This window comes from Sphingomonas sp. NIC1 (assembly GCF_001638925.1).
GTDB lineage: Bacteria > Pseudomonadota > Alphaproteobacteria > Sphingomonadales > Sphingomonadaceae > Sphingomonas > Sphingomonas aquatilis.
Window position 1 is genome coordinate 1283863 of sequence record NZ_CP015521.1, and the last position, 16688, is coordinate 1300550.

The 16688-nt window shown below is 69.7% G+C and carries 15 protein-coding genes; 8 read left to right on the forward strand and 7 right to left on the reverse strand.

Features of this window, described 5'->3' with window-relative positions:
- Positions 1-182 precede the first annotated feature (182 nt).
- Genes nudC through mutY form a run of 3 tightly spaced genes read right to left on the reverse strand, consistent with a single transcriptional unit; the run spans position 183 to position 3486 of the window.
- Positions 183-1076, reverse strand: a complete 894-nt coding sequence (nudC, locus tag A7E77_RS06245; protein WP_063686664.1) for an NAD(+) diphosphatase — start codon at positions 1074-1076, stop codon at positions 183-185.
- Entirely contained in the window at positions 1073-2431 is a 1359-nt protein-coding gene (locus A7E77_RS06250) for a serine hydrolase domain-containing protein (RefSeq protein WP_063686666.1), read from the reverse strand. The genes nudC and A7E77_RS06250 overlap by 4 nt, the downstream gene beginning before the upstream one ends.
- On the reverse strand, positions 2428-3486 hold the full coding sequence (gene mutY, locus A7E77_RS06255) for an A/G-specific adenine glycosylase (protein WP_063686668.1): 1059 nt from the start codon (positions 3484-3486) through the stop codon (positions 2428-2430). The genes A7E77_RS06250 and mutY overlap by 4 nt, the downstream gene beginning before the upstream one ends.
- A 26-nt stretch (positions 3487-3512) precedes the next feature.
- Here mutY and A7E77_RS06260 point away from each other — a divergent pair, with 26 nt between their 5' ends.
- The 4 genes from A7E77_RS06260 to A7E77_RS06275 all read left to right on the forward strand — a co-directional run bounded on the left by A7E77_RS06260 (position 3513) and on the right by A7E77_RS06275 (position 9050).
- Positions 3513-4025 (forward strand): DUF721 domain-containing protein, encoded by a 513-nt coding sequence (locus A7E77_RS06260; protein ID WP_226341869.1) that lies wholly within the window; start codon positions 3513-3515, stop codon positions 4023-4025.
- Positions 4025-4693 carry a DsbA family protein gene (locus A7E77_RS06265; protein WP_063686672.1) on the forward strand — a complete coding sequence of 223 codons (669 nt, stop codon included), beginning with the start codon at positions 4025-4027 and terminating at the stop codon, positions 4691-4693. The genes A7E77_RS06260 and A7E77_RS06265 overlap by 1 nt, the downstream gene beginning before the upstream one ends.
- 23 nt (positions 4694-4716) lie before the next feature.
- Positions 4717-5451 carry a thioredoxin domain-containing protein gene (locus A7E77_RS06270; protein ID WP_043061104.1) on the forward strand — a complete coding sequence of 245 codons (735 nt, stop codon included), beginning with the start codon at positions 4717-4719 and terminating at the stop codon, positions 5449-5451.
- A 209-nt stretch (positions 5452-5660) separates the two neighbouring features.
- Positions 5661-9050: a chromosome segregation SMC family protein gene (locus tag A7E77_RS06275; RefSeq protein WP_063686674.1), complete on the forward strand. Its 3390-nt coding sequence runs from the start codon at positions 5661-5663 to the stop codon at positions 9048-9050.
- Here the strand turns inward: A7E77_RS06275 and A7E77_RS17675 are convergent.
- Positions 8992-9198 (reverse strand): hypothetical protein, encoded by a 207-nt coding sequence (locus tag A7E77_RS17675; RefSeq protein WP_131588934.1) that lies wholly within the window; start codon positions 9196-9198, stop codon positions 8992-8994. The genes A7E77_RS06275 and A7E77_RS17675 overlap by 59 nt on opposite strands.
- 118 nt (positions 9199-9316) lie before the next feature.
- On the opposite strand from A7E77_RS17675, the gene A7E77_RS06280 reads away from it, so the two are divergent.
- The 3 genes from A7E77_RS06280 to A7E77_RS06290 all read left to right on the forward strand — a co-directional run bounded on the left by A7E77_RS06280 (position 9317) and on the right by A7E77_RS06290 (position 12658).
- The gene (locus tag A7E77_RS06280) at positions 9317-10564 is read left to right on the forward strand and encodes a putative DNA modification/repair radical SAM protein (protein ID WP_063686676.1); all 1248 of its coding nucleotides are present in this window, start codon (positions 9317-9319) and stop codon (positions 10562-10564) included.
- Positions 10565-10628: 64 nt separating this feature from the next.
- Positions 10629-11111, forward strand: a complete 483-nt coding sequence (locus tag A7E77_RS06285) for a hemerythrin domain-containing protein (protein ID WP_043061101.1) — start codon at positions 10629-10631, stop codon at positions 11109-11111.
- A gap of 152 nt (positions 11112-11263) precedes the next feature.
- Entirely contained in the window at positions 11264-12658 is a 1395-nt protein-coding gene (locus A7E77_RS06290) for a UdgX family uracil-DNA binding protein (protein WP_063686678.1), read from the forward strand.
- A 420-nt stretch (positions 12659-13078) separates the two neighbouring features.
- On the opposite strand, the gene A7E77_RS06295 is transcribed toward A7E77_RS06290, so the two are convergent.
- Positions 13079-13873: an aldo/keto reductase gene (locus tag A7E77_RS06295; protein ID WP_063686680.1), complete on the reverse strand. Its 795-nt coding sequence runs from the start codon at positions 13871-13873 to the stop codon at positions 13079-13081.
- Positions 13874-13947: 74 nt separating this feature from the next.
- Here A7E77_RS06295 and A7E77_RS06300 point away from each other — a divergent pair, with 74 nt between their 5' ends.
- On the forward strand, positions 13948-14586 hold the full coding sequence (locus A7E77_RS06300; protein WP_017980262.1) for a DedA family protein: 639 nt from the start codon (positions 13948-13950) through the stop codon (positions 14584-14586).
- On the opposite strand, the gene A7E77_RS06305 is transcribed toward A7E77_RS06300, so the two are convergent.
- Both A7E77_RS06305 and A7E77_RS06310 read right to left on the reverse strand, forming a co-directional pair.
- Entirely contained in the window at positions 14577-15983 is a 1407-nt protein-coding gene (locus A7E77_RS06305) for a hypothetical protein (RefSeq protein WP_063686682.1), read from the reverse strand. The genes A7E77_RS06300 and A7E77_RS06305 overlap by 10 nt on opposite strands.
- Positions 15984-15987: 4 nt before the next feature.
- Positions 15988-16497, reverse strand: a complete 510-nt coding sequence (locus A7E77_RS06310; protein WP_063686684.1) for a DUF2306 domain-containing protein — start codon at positions 16495-16497, stop codon at positions 15988-15990.
- Between the last annotated feature and the right edge of the window lie 191 nt (positions 16498-16688).

A 16688-nucleotide genomic window follows, 5' to 3' on the forward strand; every position in this document is an offset into this window, starting at 1 on the left:
GGAGGTGTCGCGCCTGCAGGGCGTGACGGAGGGGGAGGACGGCGAGGTGCTCTGAGAAAACAGTACACCGTCTACCTCCCCTCCGTCAGCTTCGCTGCCACCGCATCGGGTCGATCATGCCCCCGGCATGATCTTGAACGGCCGGGGGCCGTTCATCCCGATGCGCCCTTGCGGGGGAGGACTTATTGGTCAGCCCACACCGTCAGCAGCGTGTGCGCGATCGCATAGGGCGGCGGCGGCAGGAACGGGCCGGCTTCGCCCGCCAGCACGGCACGCACCACGTCGCGCTCCACCCAGATCGCATCCTCCAGCTCGTTGGTGTCGAGCGTGATCCTATCGTCCTCCGCCCGGCCGATGCAGGCGATCATCAGCGACGACGGGAACGGCCAGGGCTGGCTCGCGACATAGCGCACGTCGGTGACGCGCACGCCCGCCTCCTCGACGATCTCGCGCGCCACTGCTTCCTCCACCGATTCGGCAGGCTCGACGAAGCCGGCGAGCGCCGAATAGCGCCCCTCGGGCCAGCCCTTGCCGCGCCCCAGCAGAGCGCGGCCGTCATGTTCGGCGATCATGATGACGACCGGGTCGACGCGCGGGAAATGCTCGGTCGCACAGACGTCGCACTGCCGCCCCCAGCCGCCGCGGAACAGGTGCGTCGTGCCGCCGCAACGGGCGCAGAAGCGATGGCGGCTGTGCCAGTCGATCAGGCTGCGCGCCGCGGCATAGGTCGCCGCCTCACCCGGCTGAAGGCTGGCAAGCAGGCCCATCAGCGCCGGGCTGCGCATCGCCGGCACCGTGCCTTCGCCACTGTGCGGCAGCAGCGCGGCGACATGCGCGCGGCCGGCCTCATCCAGACCCAGCAGGATGACCTCGGCATCCTCCGGCAGTGCGGCAAGGCTGTCCCACACCAGTCGTCCGTCGTCGTCCGCCGCCGGCATCAGCCCATCGAGCCGCAGCAACCGCGCCCGCCAGTCGAGCTTCGCCGCCAGCGCCGTCGGATCGTGGCGCAGCGCATCGGCGCGATCGAGCGTGCCGCCCGTGAACCCGATGGCCGTAAATCCGGGGGCGACGCTCATCGCTTGAACCGCGACAGATCGGCGGCCAGCGCGCGCACCGTATCCTGCCGCACCGGCCAGCGATCGGCGGGGAAGTAATTGACCATGATCGTACCGCGCACCTTCTTCACCGGATCGACGAACGCCACCGTGCCCGCCGCACCGCCCCAGCCATAGGTGCCCTTGGAGGGCATGCCCCCCGGCCCATCGGCGAGATACACCGAACCGCCCGCGCCGAAGCCCATCGGCGTCGCGGCCTGCGTGCCCCCGGTATTGCCGTCCACTCCGCCAAAGGTGACGCCCGCCGGCAGCAGATTCGACATGGCGAGCCGCACCGTCTCGGGCTTCATGACCCGCACGCCGTCCAGCGTGCCCTCATCGGCCAGCATGTGCAGGAACCGGTCATAGTCGCGCGCCGACATGACCAGGCCGGCGCCGCCATAGGGAAAGCTCGGCGGCTTTAGCCACACCGACGTCGCACCGGGATCGAGCGGCGACAATTGATCGCCGACGATCGCGTAATTGGTCGCGAGGCGCGATGCGTCGCGCGCCGGCACGGTCCAGAAGCTCGACGTCATCTTCAAGGGGTCGAACAGGCGCTGCTGGACGAAGCGGTCGAACGGCATGCCCGACGCCACCTCGATCACGCGGCCCATCACGTCGAGGCCGATCGAATAATGCCAGCGCGTGCCCGGCTGGTAGACCAGCGGGATGCTCGCGACGCGATCGGCGAAGTCGGCGAGCGTCGCGGGCCGGGTGCGCCGCGCCGCCGCCTCGATCCGCGTGTTCACCGCCGCCGGCAGGATACCCTTCGCCTCCAGCAGCTTGAGCAGGGGGCCCTTGGCGTTGATGTTATAGCCCAGGCCCGACGTATGGGTCAGCAACTCGCGGATCGTGATCTCGCTTTTCGCCGGCACCGAATCGAGCGTCACATCCGGATTGGTGAAGACGCGCATCTGCTTGAAGGCGGGGATATATTTGGACAGCGGGTCGTCGAGGCCGATCTTGCCCTCTTCGATCAGGATCATCGCCGCCATCGCCGTCACCGGCTTGGTCATCGAATAGACGCGCCACAGCGTATCGGGCGTCGCGGCAGGCGCATTGGCGTCGGTGGCGATCCGTCCGGCCGAGACGAACCAGGTCGGCCGATCGCCCACACCGAAGGCGCCGACGATGCCCGGCATCTTGTCGTCGCGGACATAGCCATCGAACAGCGCCTGCGTCCCCGGCAGCACCGCACGGCCCAGCGTATCGACCGATCCGGTGTGCGCCACCGACGGCGCTGGCGCTGACGCCCGCTGCGCCTGCCCCGCAAACCCGGCGCTCGCGACCAGCGCGACCAGACCAGCACCGACGATCCCGTGAACGCGCCTCATCCATCCCTCCTCAGCACCGCCGCGGCGGCTTTTGCGAACAGCGTCGGCAGGCCGGCGCGATCCAGATCGTCGATCGGCCACCATTCGCCGTTAAGCGGGTGATGGCCCTCGCCTTCCGCCACGGCAAGCGCCAGTTGCAGATCGAAATGGGTAAAACCGTGCGCGACAGTTGCGTTGCGCAACTCCCACGCCGCCGCGACCGGCGCATCGGCGAGGCCCGGCGGCGCATCCGCCCACGGCCCGGTCGGCAGCGCACGCATTCCGCCGAGCAGACCCTTGCCCGGCCGCCGCACCAGCCACACCGCCCCGTCGCGCTCCAGCCAGAAGATCGTGCCGTGCCGCTGCGGCTTGGCCTTCTTCGCCGCCTTCACCGGCAGCCGCTCGGGATCGCCCTCGCGGAACGCCCGGCATTCGCCCTGTAGCGGGCACAGCAGGCACGACGGCTTCTTGGGCGTGCAGATGCCCGACCCCAGATCCATCATCGCCTGCGCGAAATCGCCCGCGCGCGCGTCCGGCGTCAGACGGTCGGCGGCAGCGCGGATCGCCACCCGCGCGCCCGGCAACGCCTCGCGAATCGCGAACAGCCGCGCGACGACGCGCTCGACATTGGCATCGACCACCACCGCGCGCTGCCCGAAGGCGATCGCCGCCACCGCCGCCGCGGTATAGGCGCCCAGGCCCGGCAGCGTGCGCAAGCTCGCCTCGTCCGACGGGAACGCGCCATTATGCTCCGCCACCACGACCTTCGCCGCCGCCACCAGATTGCGCGCGCGAGCATAATAGCCCAGCCCCGCCCAGGCGGCCATCACCTCCACCTCGTCCGCCGCCGCAAGAGCATCGAAATCCGGCCAGCGCGCCACCCACGCCTCGAACCGCGGCCGCACCGCCGCCACGGTCGTCTGCTGGAGCATCACCTCCGACAGCCACACGCGATACGGGTCCGCCGTCTCACCAGGCAGTGCCCGCCACGGCAGCGCGCGGCGGTGGACGTCGTACCAGGCGAGTAGAAGCGGCGCGATCACCGCAGGTTCGGGATAAGAGCGTGTAGCGTCCACGCATCCGCTATGGCATGGAGCCGCGGATGAGCAAGCGCGCCCGCGCCACCGATACCGAAGCCCCCCGCCAGAATCGCGCCCGCGCGGTCAGCGAACTGCTGCCCGCGATCCATGGCGCCGCGTTCAAGCGATTCGGCTTCGTGCAGAGCGCGCTCGTCACGCGCTGGCCGGAGATCGTCGGCGAACGCTGGGCGGCGGCATCGGCACCCGAATCGCTGCGCTTCCCGCCGGGGCAGAAGGCGGACGGCGTGCTCACCATCGTCGTGCGCGGCGCGCATGCCCCGATGATGCAGCATATCGCGCCCGAGATCGTCGAGCGCGTCAACCGCTTCTTCGGCTATGCGGCGGTCGCGAAACTGACGATCCGCCAGGGTGACGTCGCCAAGCGTATGCCACGCAGCGCCCCCGCCGCCCCGCGCGAAGCGCCCGCCGAGATCGGCGAAGGGTTGAAGACAATCGCCGACCCGGAACTCCGCGCCGTGCTCGAAGCCCTCGCCGCCGGCGTCCACGCGCCGCGCACCCTGCCCAGGATCAGCTGATGACGCTTTCCCGTTTACTTCCGATCGCGCTTCTCACGGTCGCCGCCACCGCGCCCGTCACCGACTGGTCGGCCGCGCCCGCGCGCCAGACCGCCAAGGGCGCCTACGTCTTCGGCAACCCCGCCGCACGCGTGAAGCTGATCGAATATGGCAGCTACACCTGCCCGCACTGCGCTGTCTTCGCCAAGGAGAGCGAGGCGGAGCTGAAGGGCAAGATGATCCGCTCAGGCGGGCTCAGCCTCGAATACCGCCACCTGATCCGCGATCCCGCCGACCTCGGCGCCGCGATCCTCGCCCGCTGCGCCGGCCCGCGCGGCTTTGCCGCAGCGCATGCGATGATCTTCGCGACGCAACCGGTATGGCTGAAGAAGGTCGGCGAGTATCAGGCGGCCCATCCCGACATCGATACCAAGCCGCCGATCGTCCAGGCGCGCACCTATGCCGATGCCGGCGGTCTTACCGCCGCGATGCGCGCGCGTGGCCTGACGCCGGCGCGCATCAACGCCTGTTTCGCCGACAAGGCAGAGGTCGCGCGGATCACCGCGATGACCGGCGACGCGCCGATCGAGGTGAACAGCACCCCCAGCTTCTACGTCGACGGCACGCTGCAACCGCCGGGTGACTGGAACACCCTCGCCCCCGTGCTGCGTGCCAAGGGCCTCAAGTGATTTTCGTGATGGAGCGTAACGCCATGAAGACCCGCCTCACCGCCGCTTTGCTCGTCCTGCCGCTGGCGCTCAACGCCTGTTCGAAGGACGGCACCGGCACCCCCGCCGCGCCCGCCAGCCCCGTCGCCGCCGTCGCCGCGCCGTCAGGCCAGAACTGGACCGACGTCGTCTCGCGCACCGCGGAGGGCACGATCGTCGGCAACCCGAACGCGCCGATCAAGGTCGTCGAATATGGCTCGCGCCTGTGCCCGGTCTGCGGCGCCTTCGCGCGCGACGGCTTCGAATCGCTGATGAACTATGTGAAGAGCGGCAAGGTCAGCTTCGAATACAGGGAGTTCCTGGTTCACGGCGCCCCCGACGTGCCGCCGGCGCTGCTCGGCAATTGCGCCGACAAAGCCGCCTTCTTCCCGATCCTGGAACAGATGTACCAGCAGCAGGAGGGCTTCCTCAACAAGCTCCAGGCGATGACGCCCGCGCAGCAGCAGCAGTTGCAGACCGCCAAGCCCGTCGATGCGATCAAGATGATGGCACAGCAGATGGGCCTGATCGACTTCGCCAAGCAGCGCGGCATCCCCGAAGCCAAGGCGATGCAGTGCCTGGGCGACATGAGCCAGATCGACCGCTGGACCAAGCAGACGCAGGACAAGGGCGCCGACGGCACCGTCACCGGCACGCCGACGCTCCTCATCAACGGCAAGAAGACCGACGTCAGCAGCTGGGGCCAGTTTGAACCGCTGCTCAAGGCCGCCGGCGCGTAAAGGGGTTTCGCGCGAAGACGCGAAGACGCAAAGAGGTCGCCCATGCGGCGCAGCCGCCCCTATCTAGCACCGATCGCCTATGCGGTTCGGGTGCGAGAGGGGAATGCCTGCGGCGCCAAGCCTGACCTCTTCGTGTCTTCGCGTCTTCGCGTGAATCAAAAAACGCCGCGCCGCTTGCCACCGCACAATAGAACAGCCACCCCACCCTCGTGCAGATCAAGCGGCTCCGCATTGCCGGGTTCAAAAGCTTCGTCGACCCCGCCGACCTCCATATCGAGCCGGGGCTGACCGGCGTCGTCGGCCCCAACGGCTGCGGCAAGTCCAACCTGCTCGAAGCGCTCCGCTGGACGATGGGTGAATCGAGCGCCAAGTCGCTGCGCGGCGCGGGGATGGAGGACGTCATCTTCGCCGGCACCGCGACGCGCCCGCCGCGCGCCTTTGCCGAAGTGTCGATCCTGCTCGACGCCGCGGACGGCGACGAACGCGAGGTCGTCCGCCGCATCGAACGCGGCGCCGGCAGCGCCTATCGCATCGACGGCCGCGACGTGCGCGCCAAGGACGTCGCGCTATTGTTCGCCGACGCCGCCACCGGCGCACACAGCCCCGCGCTCGTCAGCCAGAACCGGATCAGCGCGGTCATCGCCGCCAAGCCCGCCGAACGCCGCGCGATGCTGGAAGAAGCGGCGGGGATCGCCGGCCTCCACGTCCGCCGCAAGGACGCCGAACAGAAACTGCGCGCGACCGAAGCGAACCTCGAACGCCTCGGCGAACTGATCGCCGATCAGGACGCGCGCGCCGCCTCCTTGCGCCGCCAGGCCCGCGCCGCCGAACGCTATCGTGAGCTGTCGGCAAAGATTCGCCTCGCCGAAGCGCGCATGATCTTTGCCCGCTGGCGCGACGCCGCCGCCGCCGCCGACGCCGCGCGCGCCGAAGCGACCGCCGCCGACACCCGCGTCGCCGAGACGACCGACGCCGAACGCATCGCCGCCGCCGCACAGGCCGATGCCATGGCCGCCGTCGCCACCACCCGCGCCGCCGCGCTCGCCGCGCGCGACGCCGCCAACGATCTCGGCCACCGCCTCACCACGCTCCGCGCGCAACGCGCCGCCGCCGCGCGCCGGGTGAGCGAACTGGACGAGGCGCGCCGCCGCATCGCCGACGACCGCGCGCGCGAAGGCACGCTCGCCGCCGACGCCGCGCAGGCGCTCGCCCGCCTCGCCGACGAGGTGAAGGCGCTCGACCGCGCGATCCTGTCCGCCGCCGACGAGGCGCCCCGCCTCGACGCGACGCTCGCCGACGCCGAACGCCACGCCCGCGATGCCGAGGTCGCCCTCGCCCAGGGCCTCGCGCGCCAGGCGAGCGAGGCCGCCGAAACCCGCGTCGCCGACGCCGCGCTCGCCGCTGCCCGCACCCGCGCCGACCGCGCCCGCCGCGACGTCGCACAGGTCGCACAGGCGCTCGCCGCGCTGGGCGACGCCGCCCCGCTCACCGCCGCCCGCGACGAGGCCGCCACACGCCGGCAACAGGCCCTCGCCCGCGCTGAACAGGCCCGCGACGCGCTCGCCCAGGCGGAGGCGGAGGAACGCGCCGCCATCGCCGGCCGCGACGCCGCCGAAATCACCCGCGCCGCCGCCCGCGCCGACCTCGCCCAGATCGATGCCGAGATCGCCGCGCTTACCCGCGCCACCCAGCGCACGGGCAAGGAAAAGCTGCTCGATCGCCTCGCTCCCGCCGCCGGCTACGAACGCGCGCTCGCCGCCGCGCTCGGCGACGAGCTGGAGGGCGACCCTGCCGCCTGGACCGGTGCCAAGCCGCAGCCGGGCGATCCCGCCCCACCACCCGGCACGACGCCGCTCGCCGACCACGTCACCGCGCCTGCCGCGCTCGCCCGCCGCCTCGCCCAGTCCTTCGTCGCCGATACCGACGACGGCCAGTCGCTCGCGGTCGGCCAGCGCCTCGTCACCCCCGCCGGGCACACACGCCGCTGGGACGGCCATGTCGCAAGCGGCAGCGGCGCCGCCGCGGCGGAACGGCTCGAACGCCTCAACCGCCTGAAGACCCTGCAGGCGGCACGCCCCGCCGCCGCCGCCACCGCGGAGGCCGCCGACACCGCCCGCGCCGACATCGACCGCCGCATCGCCGCGGCCCGCACGGCCGCGCAAGCCGCCCGATCCGCCCTCACGCAGGCCGACACCGCGATCCGCGACGCCGAACGTGCCGAAGACCGCGCCACCACGGCGCTCGACCGCCTCGCCGGGCAGCGCGCCGATCTCGACGCCCGCGCCTTGCGCGTCGCCGCCGAACACGACGAGGCCGAGGCCGAGCGCACCGCCGCCGAAGCCGCCCGCGCCGCTTTGCCCGACGGCCGCGACAGCGCCGCCGCGGTCACCGCCCTCTCCGCCGTCGCCGAGCGCTGCCGCACCGCCGTCGCGCAGGCCCGCGGCGAGCGCGCTACGCTCGACCGCGCGGTCCAGGACAATCGCGAGAGGCTAGCCGCCGCGCAAGCCGACACCCGCAGCTGGCGCGCCCGCGCCGGCGAGGCCGCCAAGCGCATCGCCGACATGGACGCGCGCGAGGTCGCGCTCGCCAAAGAGGCTGCCGACGCCGCCGGCCGCCCCGCCGCGCTCGACGCCGCCATCGCCACCGCCCATGCCGAACATGACGCCGCCCGCCGCGACGCGGATACGCACGCCGCCGCCGAACGCGACGCCGATGCCGCCGTCCGTCGCGCCGACGATGCGCAGCGCCGCGCGATCGAGGCGCTGTCGCAGGCCCGCGAAGCCCGCGCCGGCGCCGCCGCCCGCCTCGAATCGCAGGAGTTGCGCCGCGTCGAGATGGGCCGCCTGTCGGGCGAACGCTTCGAATGCCCCGCGCCCGTGCTTCCCGAACGCCTCGGCTTCGCCGGCGCCGATGTCGGCACACCCGCCGCGGAAAGCGCCACGCACGAACGCCTCACCGCCGATCGCGAGCGCATCGGCCCGGTCAACCTCGTTGCCGAGCGCGAACTCGCCGAGCTGGAAGCCACCGGCAAGAGCAACGCCGCCGAACGCGACGAATTGGTCGAGGCGGTCCACCGCCTGCGCGGCTCGATCGGCACGCTCAACCGTGAAGGCCGCCAGCGCCTCACCGCCGCGTTCGAAGCCGTCGACGGCCATTTCCGCCGCCTGTTCACCACGCTGTTCGACGGGGGCGCCGCGCACCTCGCGCTGGTCGATTCGGACGATCCGCTCGAGGCGGGGCTGGAGATCATGGCGCAACCGCCCGGCAAGCGCCTGCAATCGCTCACTTTGCTCTCAGGCGGCGAACAGGCGCTGACCGCGGTCGCGCTGATCTTCGCCTTGTTCCTTACCAACCCCGCGCCGATCTGCGTCCTCGATGAGGTCGATGCGCCCTTGGATGACGCCAATATCGAGCGCTTCTGCGACCTGCTCGACCGGATGACGCGCGAAACGCAGACCCGTTATCTGATCGTCACGCACAATGCGGTGACGATGAGCCGCATGCACCGCCTGTTCGGCGTCACCATGGTCGAACGCGGCGTCAGCCGGCTGGTATCGGTTGATCTGGGCGGCGCGACCAGCCTGCTCGCGGCGGAATAGCGGCGCGCAGGCCGGCCAGCACGCGGCCGGTATAGGCCAGGCACATCGCCTGATGCGCCGCCGCCGCAGCGGGATGGTCCGCCTGGATCGATCGCACCGCTTCGGCGAACGAGCGCGCGGACAGATAGGGCATGTCCTCTGTCGTCATCTCCGACTCTCCTTGGCGGACCTTATCGCGCATCATCATTGCGGGGCGATGACTGAGGCTGAAAATCGTGTTGCCTCCGCCCCTTGCCGACGATGCCTGTGGAACGTATATCGAACGCATGGCCCAGCTCGACACCCGCCAGAAGCTGGAAATCCTTGCCGATGCGGCGAAATACGATGCGTCCTGCGCCTCGTCGGGCACCGCCAAGCGCAACAGCCGAGACGGCAAGGGGCTGGGCTCGACCGAGGGCATGGGCATCTGCCACGCCTACGCCCCCGATGGTCGCTGTATCAGCTTGCTCAAGATCCTGCTGACCAACAGCTGCATCTTCGATTGCCATTATTGCATCAACCGCAAGAGCAGCAACGTCCGCCGCGCGCGCTTCACCGCCAAGGAGGTCGTCGACCTGACGATCGCCTTCTACAAGCGCAACTATATCGAGGGGCTGTTCCTCTCGTCCGGCATCATCAAATCGTCGAACTACACGATGGAGCAGATGGTCGAGGTCGCGCGATCGTTACGCGAAGACCATCACTTCCGCGGCTATATCCATCTCAAGACGATCCCCGACGCCGACCCGGAGCTGGTCCATCAGGCCGGCCTCTACGCCGACCGTGTTTCGATCAACGTCGAATTGCCGACGGTCAGCGGCCTGAAGCGCCTTGCCCCCGAAAAGGACGGCACCCGCATCGAAGGCGCAATGCGCGACGTGAAGGGCGCGATCGCCGACAATGGCGACGCGCGCAAGAAGTACAAATCCGCCCCCCGCTTCGCCCCCGCAGGCCAGTCGACGCAGATGATCGTCGGCGCCGACGCCGCGACCGATGGCGAGATCGTTGCGCGTGCCTCGACACTGTACGATCGCTTCGGCCTGCGCCGCGTCTATTACAGCGCATTCAGCCCGATCCCCGACGCCAGCACCGTGCTGCCGCTGCAACGCCCGCCGCTGATGCGCGAACATCGCCTGTATCAGTCCGACTGGCTGATGCGCTTCTACGATTACAGCCCGGCCGAGGTCGTCGCCGCCGCCGACGACGCCACCGGCATGCTGCCGCTCGACATCGATCCGAAGCTCGCCTGGGCGCTCAAATTCCGTGACCGCTTCCCGGTCGACGTCAACCGAAGCCCACGCGAAATGCTGCTCCGCGTTCCGGGCCTCGGCGTGAAGGCGGTCGACCGTATCGTCGCCACCCGCCGCTGGCGCCGCCTGCGCCTCGACGATGTCGCGCGCCTGACGGTCAGCGTCGCCAAGGTCCGCCCCTTCATCGTCACCGATGACTGGCGCCCGGTACTGCTCAGCGACCGCGCCGACCTGACGCCGCTCGTCGCGCCCAAAAAGCAGCAGCTCGAACTCTTCGCCGCGTGAGAATGACTCGCGGGTGAAACGCCGTGCGCGTTCGCCGGTTGGGCGATGCGAAGGAGACACACCCATGGCCCTCGCCGACATCTACGCAGACCTGAAGCGCGACCACGACAAGCAGCGCAAGATGCTGAAGGAGCTGGCCGAACTGACCGATACGGCCAAGCGCGGCAAATTGTTCGAAACCTTCCGCCTCGAAGTGCAGGCGCACGCCGCCGCCGAGGAGGAATCGCTCTACGCCACGATGCTACGCGACCCCGAGCTGCGCGACGACGCGCGCCATTCGGTGTCCGAGCACAAGGAGGTCGACGACCTGCTCGCCGAGATGACCGAGCTGGAGGTGTCGTCGGACGAGTGGAACGAGAAATTCTTCCACATGCGCCGCCGCTACGAACACCACATCACCGAGGAAGAGGAAGAGATGTTCCCCGCCGCGGCCGACGAGCTCGACAGCAAGACCGAGAAGGAACTCGCCGCGATCTACGAAGAGCGCAAGCCCGAGGAACTGAAGCTCGCCAAGGAAAAGCCCGCCGGCGGCGACGACCGTGACTGATCGGTGAGGCTCGGTACGCCTGCCCCGCTTACCCCGTCACCCCGGACTTGGTCCGGGGTCCACTCTGCGGCGAGGGGGGCGGTCAGAGCCTCCAGCCATTCCCCCGCTGCCCAGTGGACTCCGGACCAAGTCCGGAGTGACGAAGACATGCCATGCGCATAATCACCCTCCCCGCCCCCGACGACTTCGACGCCTGGCGCGACGCCGCCCGGCCTCTCGCCGCGGCCGACGTCCCCCCGGACGATATCGTCTGGCAGGTCGGCGACACCCCCGCCGACCTGTTCGCCACCGCCACCGACAACACGCCCCCGCCGCCCCCCAGTGGCACCCTCTCCGTCCCCCGCGCCTTCATCGATCTCGCGCGCAGCGTCGTCCTGTCGAGCGATCCCGAACGGTTCGCGCTCCTCTACACCGCGCTCGCCCGCCTGCGCCGCGAACCGAAACTGATCGAGGATCAGGCCGACCCGCTGGTCCGCCGTCTCGAAGGCCTCGCCAAATCGGTTCGCCGCGACATCCACAAGATGCGCGCCTTCCTCCGCTTCCGCGAGGACCAGGACGATGAGGGCACGCGCTACGTCGCCTGGTTCGAGCCCGACCATCATATCGTCCGCGCCAACGCCGCCTTCTTCGTCAACCGCTTCGCCAGCATGCGCTGGTCGATCCTGACGCCGGAGGTCTCGCTTCACTGGGACGGCAAGGCGCTGTCCGAGGGACCCGGCGCGCAAAAGGCCGACGCCCCCGACGGCGATCCCACCGAAGAGGTGTGGAAGACCTATTACGCCAGCATCTTCAACCCCGCGCGCGTCAAGATCGGCGCGATGCTGAAGGAGATGCCGCGGAAGTATTGGAAGAACATGCCCGAAACAGCGCTGGTCGGGCAGCTGATCGCCGGCGCACAGGCACGGGAAAGCGGCATGATCACCCAGTCACGCGAGGCGCCGGCCATCGGCGACAATGCCACCGCCGCCTGGGCGGCGCTGCGCGAGGAAGCCGCAGCCTGCACCCGCTGCCACCTCTACAAGCACGCGACGCAGACCGTCTTCGGCGAAGGCCCGGTCGATGCGCCGCTGATGTTCGTCGGCGAACAGCCCGGCGACCAAGAGGACCTCGCCGGCACGCCGTTCGTGGGCCCCGCCGGGCAGGTCTTCAACCGCGCCATCGCCGAAGCCGAGATCGACCGCGCCCGCGTCTACGTCACCAATGCGGTGAAGCACTTCAAATTCGAACAACGCGGCAAGCGCCGCATCCACGCCAAGCCCGACACCGGCGAAATCCAGGCCTGCCGCTGGTGGATCGAACAGGAACAGATGCTTATCCGCCCGCGCGTAACGGTCGCCCTCGGCGCCACCGCCGCGCGCTCGCTGCTCGGCCGAACGGTCACGATCGGCCGCGAACGCGGCAAAGCCATCGCCCTCCCCGACGGCGGCGAGGCCTGGATCACGGTCCACCCCAGCTACTTGCTGCGCCTGCCCGACGAAACCCAAAAGGCCGAGGAATACGCCCGCTTCGTCGAAGACCTGAAACAGGCCAAGGCGGCGCTAGGCTGACACCGGATCTGCCCAAGGCCCTATGCGGAAACGCCCCCTCCACCACCGGACTACGTCCGCCGGTCCCCCTCCCCCGCTAAAGCGAGGGAGGACTGACACAACCCAAGTCCTCCCCCGCCAGGGGGAGGTGGCACCGCAAAGCGGTGACGGAGGGGGAGGTACGCGACACCCTCGCGACATACGCGATGCCGACAACCGCTCCGGCCCCGACCACATCGTCTTGCTGCAAAGAATCTGTTGGACGCCCTCTGCAACAAGGTGTTGGCACGGCAGGGGAATTCCCAGTCGCCGTCCTACATCGGCCTATTCGGATAGATCGAATCTCCAGATTCGCTCTTTCTCATCATCATGTCACGTACGGAAACGATAAGGCCAAACCGTTTCCGCCAAGATGTCCACGTTGCCCACGTCACGGACGCATCACATCGCCCGAGCATCCTCGCCCATCCGCTCCTGCCGGTCGAGCGCATCGATCGCCGCCATATCCTCGTCGTCCAGCGTCAGGTCCGCCGCGGCGAAATTTTCGCGCATATGCTCCGGGTCCGCCGCCTTCGGGATCACCGAAAAGCCATGCGCCAGATGCCAGGCCAGCACCACCTGCGCCACCGACCGCGCATGCTTGTCCGCGATGCGTACGATCGCCGCGTCCTGCAACAGGTCGCCGCCCTGCCCCAGCGGGCTCCAGCTCTGCGTCACGATGCCATGCGCTTCGTGATACGCCCGCTCTTCCAGCCGCTGATGCCGCGGGTGAAGCTCGATCTGGTTGAGCACCGGCGTCACGCCCGTCGCATCGATGATCGCGTCTAGATGCTCGGGCAGGAAGTTCGACACGCCGATCGATCGCGTCTTGCCCGCGTCACGCAGGCGCACCAGCGCCTTCCACGCCTCGACATACTGCCCCTGCCCCGGCGCGGGCCAGTGGATCAGATACAGATCGACCGCATCCATCCCCAGCAGCGCCAGGCTTTCGACCAGCGCCGCCTTGGGATCGCCCTGCCTGTCGTTCCACAGCTTGGTCGTGACGAAGGCGTCGCTGCCCGCCAGCCCTTCGCCGACGCCGCGTTCGTTGCGGTAGATCGCCGCGGTGTCGATCAGCCGATATCCGGCATCGAGCGCGCCGCGCACCACCAAAGGGGCCTGTGCATCGGGCAGTTTCCAGGTGCCGAAGCCCAATTGGGGCATGGTCCGGCCATCGTTCAGCGTCAGATCGGTCATCGTCGCCCAGCGTCCCAGCAGCGTATCCGGTTCCCCCTTCCCTAAACCCGTGCGATCCGCCAAGCCCCCCGCCCATGTTCGAGAAAATTCTGGGCGTCCTCGCCACCTTCACGATCTGGGTCATCTCCAGCGGCGGCTACGTCGGCATCGCGATCCTGATGGCGATCGAAAGCGCCTGCATTCCCCTGCCGTCCGAGATCATCATGCCGTTCGCGGGCTATCTCGTCTCGACCGGCCGCTTCGACCTGTATCTGGCGGCGACCGCGGGCGCGATCGGCTGCAACCTCGGCTCGATCGTCGCCTATGAGATCGGCAAGCGCGGCGGCCGGCCGGTCGCGGAACGCTGGGGCCGCTATCTGCTGATCGGCCCGGGCGAGCTCGACGCCGCCGATCGCTTCTTCGCGCGCTGGGGCTCGATCGCAGTGCTGATCGGCCGCCTGCTCCCCGTCATCCGCAGCTTCATCGCCTTCCCGGCGGGCGTCGCGCGGATGCGGCTGGTGCCCTTCCACGTCTATACCTTCCTCGGCAGCTGGCCCTGGTGCTTCGGCCTCGCCTGGGTCGGCATGAAGCTGGGCAGCAAGTGGGACAGCGACCCGCGCGTCAAAGCCGCCTTCCACCGCGCCGACCTCGCGATCGGCATCGTCCTGATCGCCCTCGTCGCCTTCTACATCTGGCACCGCGTCCGCGGCCTGAAGCGCACGCCTCAGGCCTGAACCCGTCGCACCCGCCAGACAAGCCACGCCAGCATCGGCAGCGCGAGCGCGCACCACCAGCGGAAGCCCGCCCAGGGGCTCCAGCCGAACCACTCGCTCGGCAGCGTGCGCAGGACGCCGTCGGCGAACGGCCCGGCGATGACCGCCTGCCACACCGGAAAGGCGCTGCCTGGTGGTGCGAAAATCTCGGCCGAGGCGATCGCCGCATTGATCGCGATCGACAGCGCCAGCAGCGCGGCCATGCCGATCCGGATGCCGCGATCCCCGGCATGCGCCCAAGCCGCAGCAAGGCCCAACGCCAGCGGCGCCACCGCGGGAATGGCGAACCGTGGCCCAGTGGTGTTGCCGCCCTGCCAATAGACATAGGCCGCATTGACCAGCAGTACGACGGCCGCCGCCAGCGCTGCGGCAACCGCCAGGCTGCGCGTCCGCGGCCGCTGCCCCCACATCCACAGGCCGTACGGCGCCAGCACCAACACGGGCGCGACCCAGATCAGCCCATAGCGCGCGCCGATCGTCACCTCGCGCAGCACCGACATGCGCGGCATACCCAGCCCGAACAGCCCCTGGTGCATGCCCTCCCAGCCGACGACGCCGGCATAGCCGATCCGGAACGGCGTCCCGAAGGCGACGAGATTGTAGGTCGCGAACGGCACCAGCGCGATCGCCCCGCCGATCAGCGCCGCGCCGATCAGCCAGCCGCGATCCGCCCGGTCGCGTGCCGCCCACGCCGCCCAGAGCGCGAGCACTGCGCCGGCCAACACCGCCTGATGCTCGACCACCACCGCCCAACCGAGCGCCACGCCGGCCAGCAGCGCATGGCCGCTCGCCCCCCGCGGCAGGGACAGTCCGCGCCACACAGCCCAGATCGCCACGACATACAGGTCCGCGACCACCGCATGCCCCAACAGCGTCGTCGACCAGCCCCACACCGGCGTACCCAGCGCATAGCCCAGCGCGGCGAACAACCCCGCGCCCGCGCTGCCGCTCAGCCCCACGCCCAGATCGAACAGCAGCACCGCGGCGAGCGCGGTCAGCAGCGCGGGCCCCATCGCCACCGCCAGCCGCACGCGCAGCCGCAGGTAGCGATCGAAGTCATAGCCCCCGATCGCGCTGTCATAATGGCTTGCCCGGTCGCCGGTGACACGATCGACGATCCACACTGCGGGCAGTGCCATCAGCGTCATGCCCGGTGGCTTGTCGAGATAGGTGCGCCCGCCGAACATCGCTTTGTCGATCGTCAGCGTGGCATAGGGATCGATCGAGGCATCGCCGCGCTCGACCAGCCCGATCGCCGCGTACATCCGCGTCGCCTGATTGTCGTTGCGCTCCCACGATCCGAACCAGACACAGCTCAGCCAGACGAGCGCGAACAGGACGATGCGGACGCCGCGCATGGACTCAGCCGAACAGCCAGCGCCCGAGCAACCGGCCGAACGGGAAGGTAAAGAAGCCCGCGATCAGCAGCGCCCCCGTCACCATGCCGCGCACGCTGCCCCGGTGCAGCGCAACCTTGTGGGCGCGCGCGGCATACCACAGCAGCGGCACCTGGATGACGACCCAGGCCGACAGGATATGGATAAAGCTGAAGCCGCCGTTCGCCTCGCGGATACCGAACGACAGCAACGCGGTCAGCAGCATCGCCGCCGCCCAGATCCGCCCCAAGATGCGATGCCGCCTGTCCCCGCGCGGCGACAGCAGGATGACCGGCGTCAGGACGAGCGCGACGAAAATGGTGAGGATATGCGCCCAAACGATCCCTGGCACCATCGCCCATTGCGCATGCCCGCGAAGGATCGCGATCAGCACGGCGGCGAGCAGCAGCAGCGCACCGACCGACAGCACCTTTTCATAGGTGTCGGCGGCCCAAGGCTTTACCCGTGTTCCGCCCCGTCCGATCGCCGTCGCCATGTGCGCATCCCCCTGACCACGAGGGTAGCCGACGCGGCACGAGCCGCCAAGTCGCTGGTAGGAGCCACGCCCTCTGCCACACCCACTCCGTCACCCCGGACTCGTTCCGGGGTCCACCGTGCCGCGGGGGTAGCGCCTGTGCCTCCAGCCGTCCCCCTCGCCGCGGAGTGGACCCTGGACCGAGTCCGGGG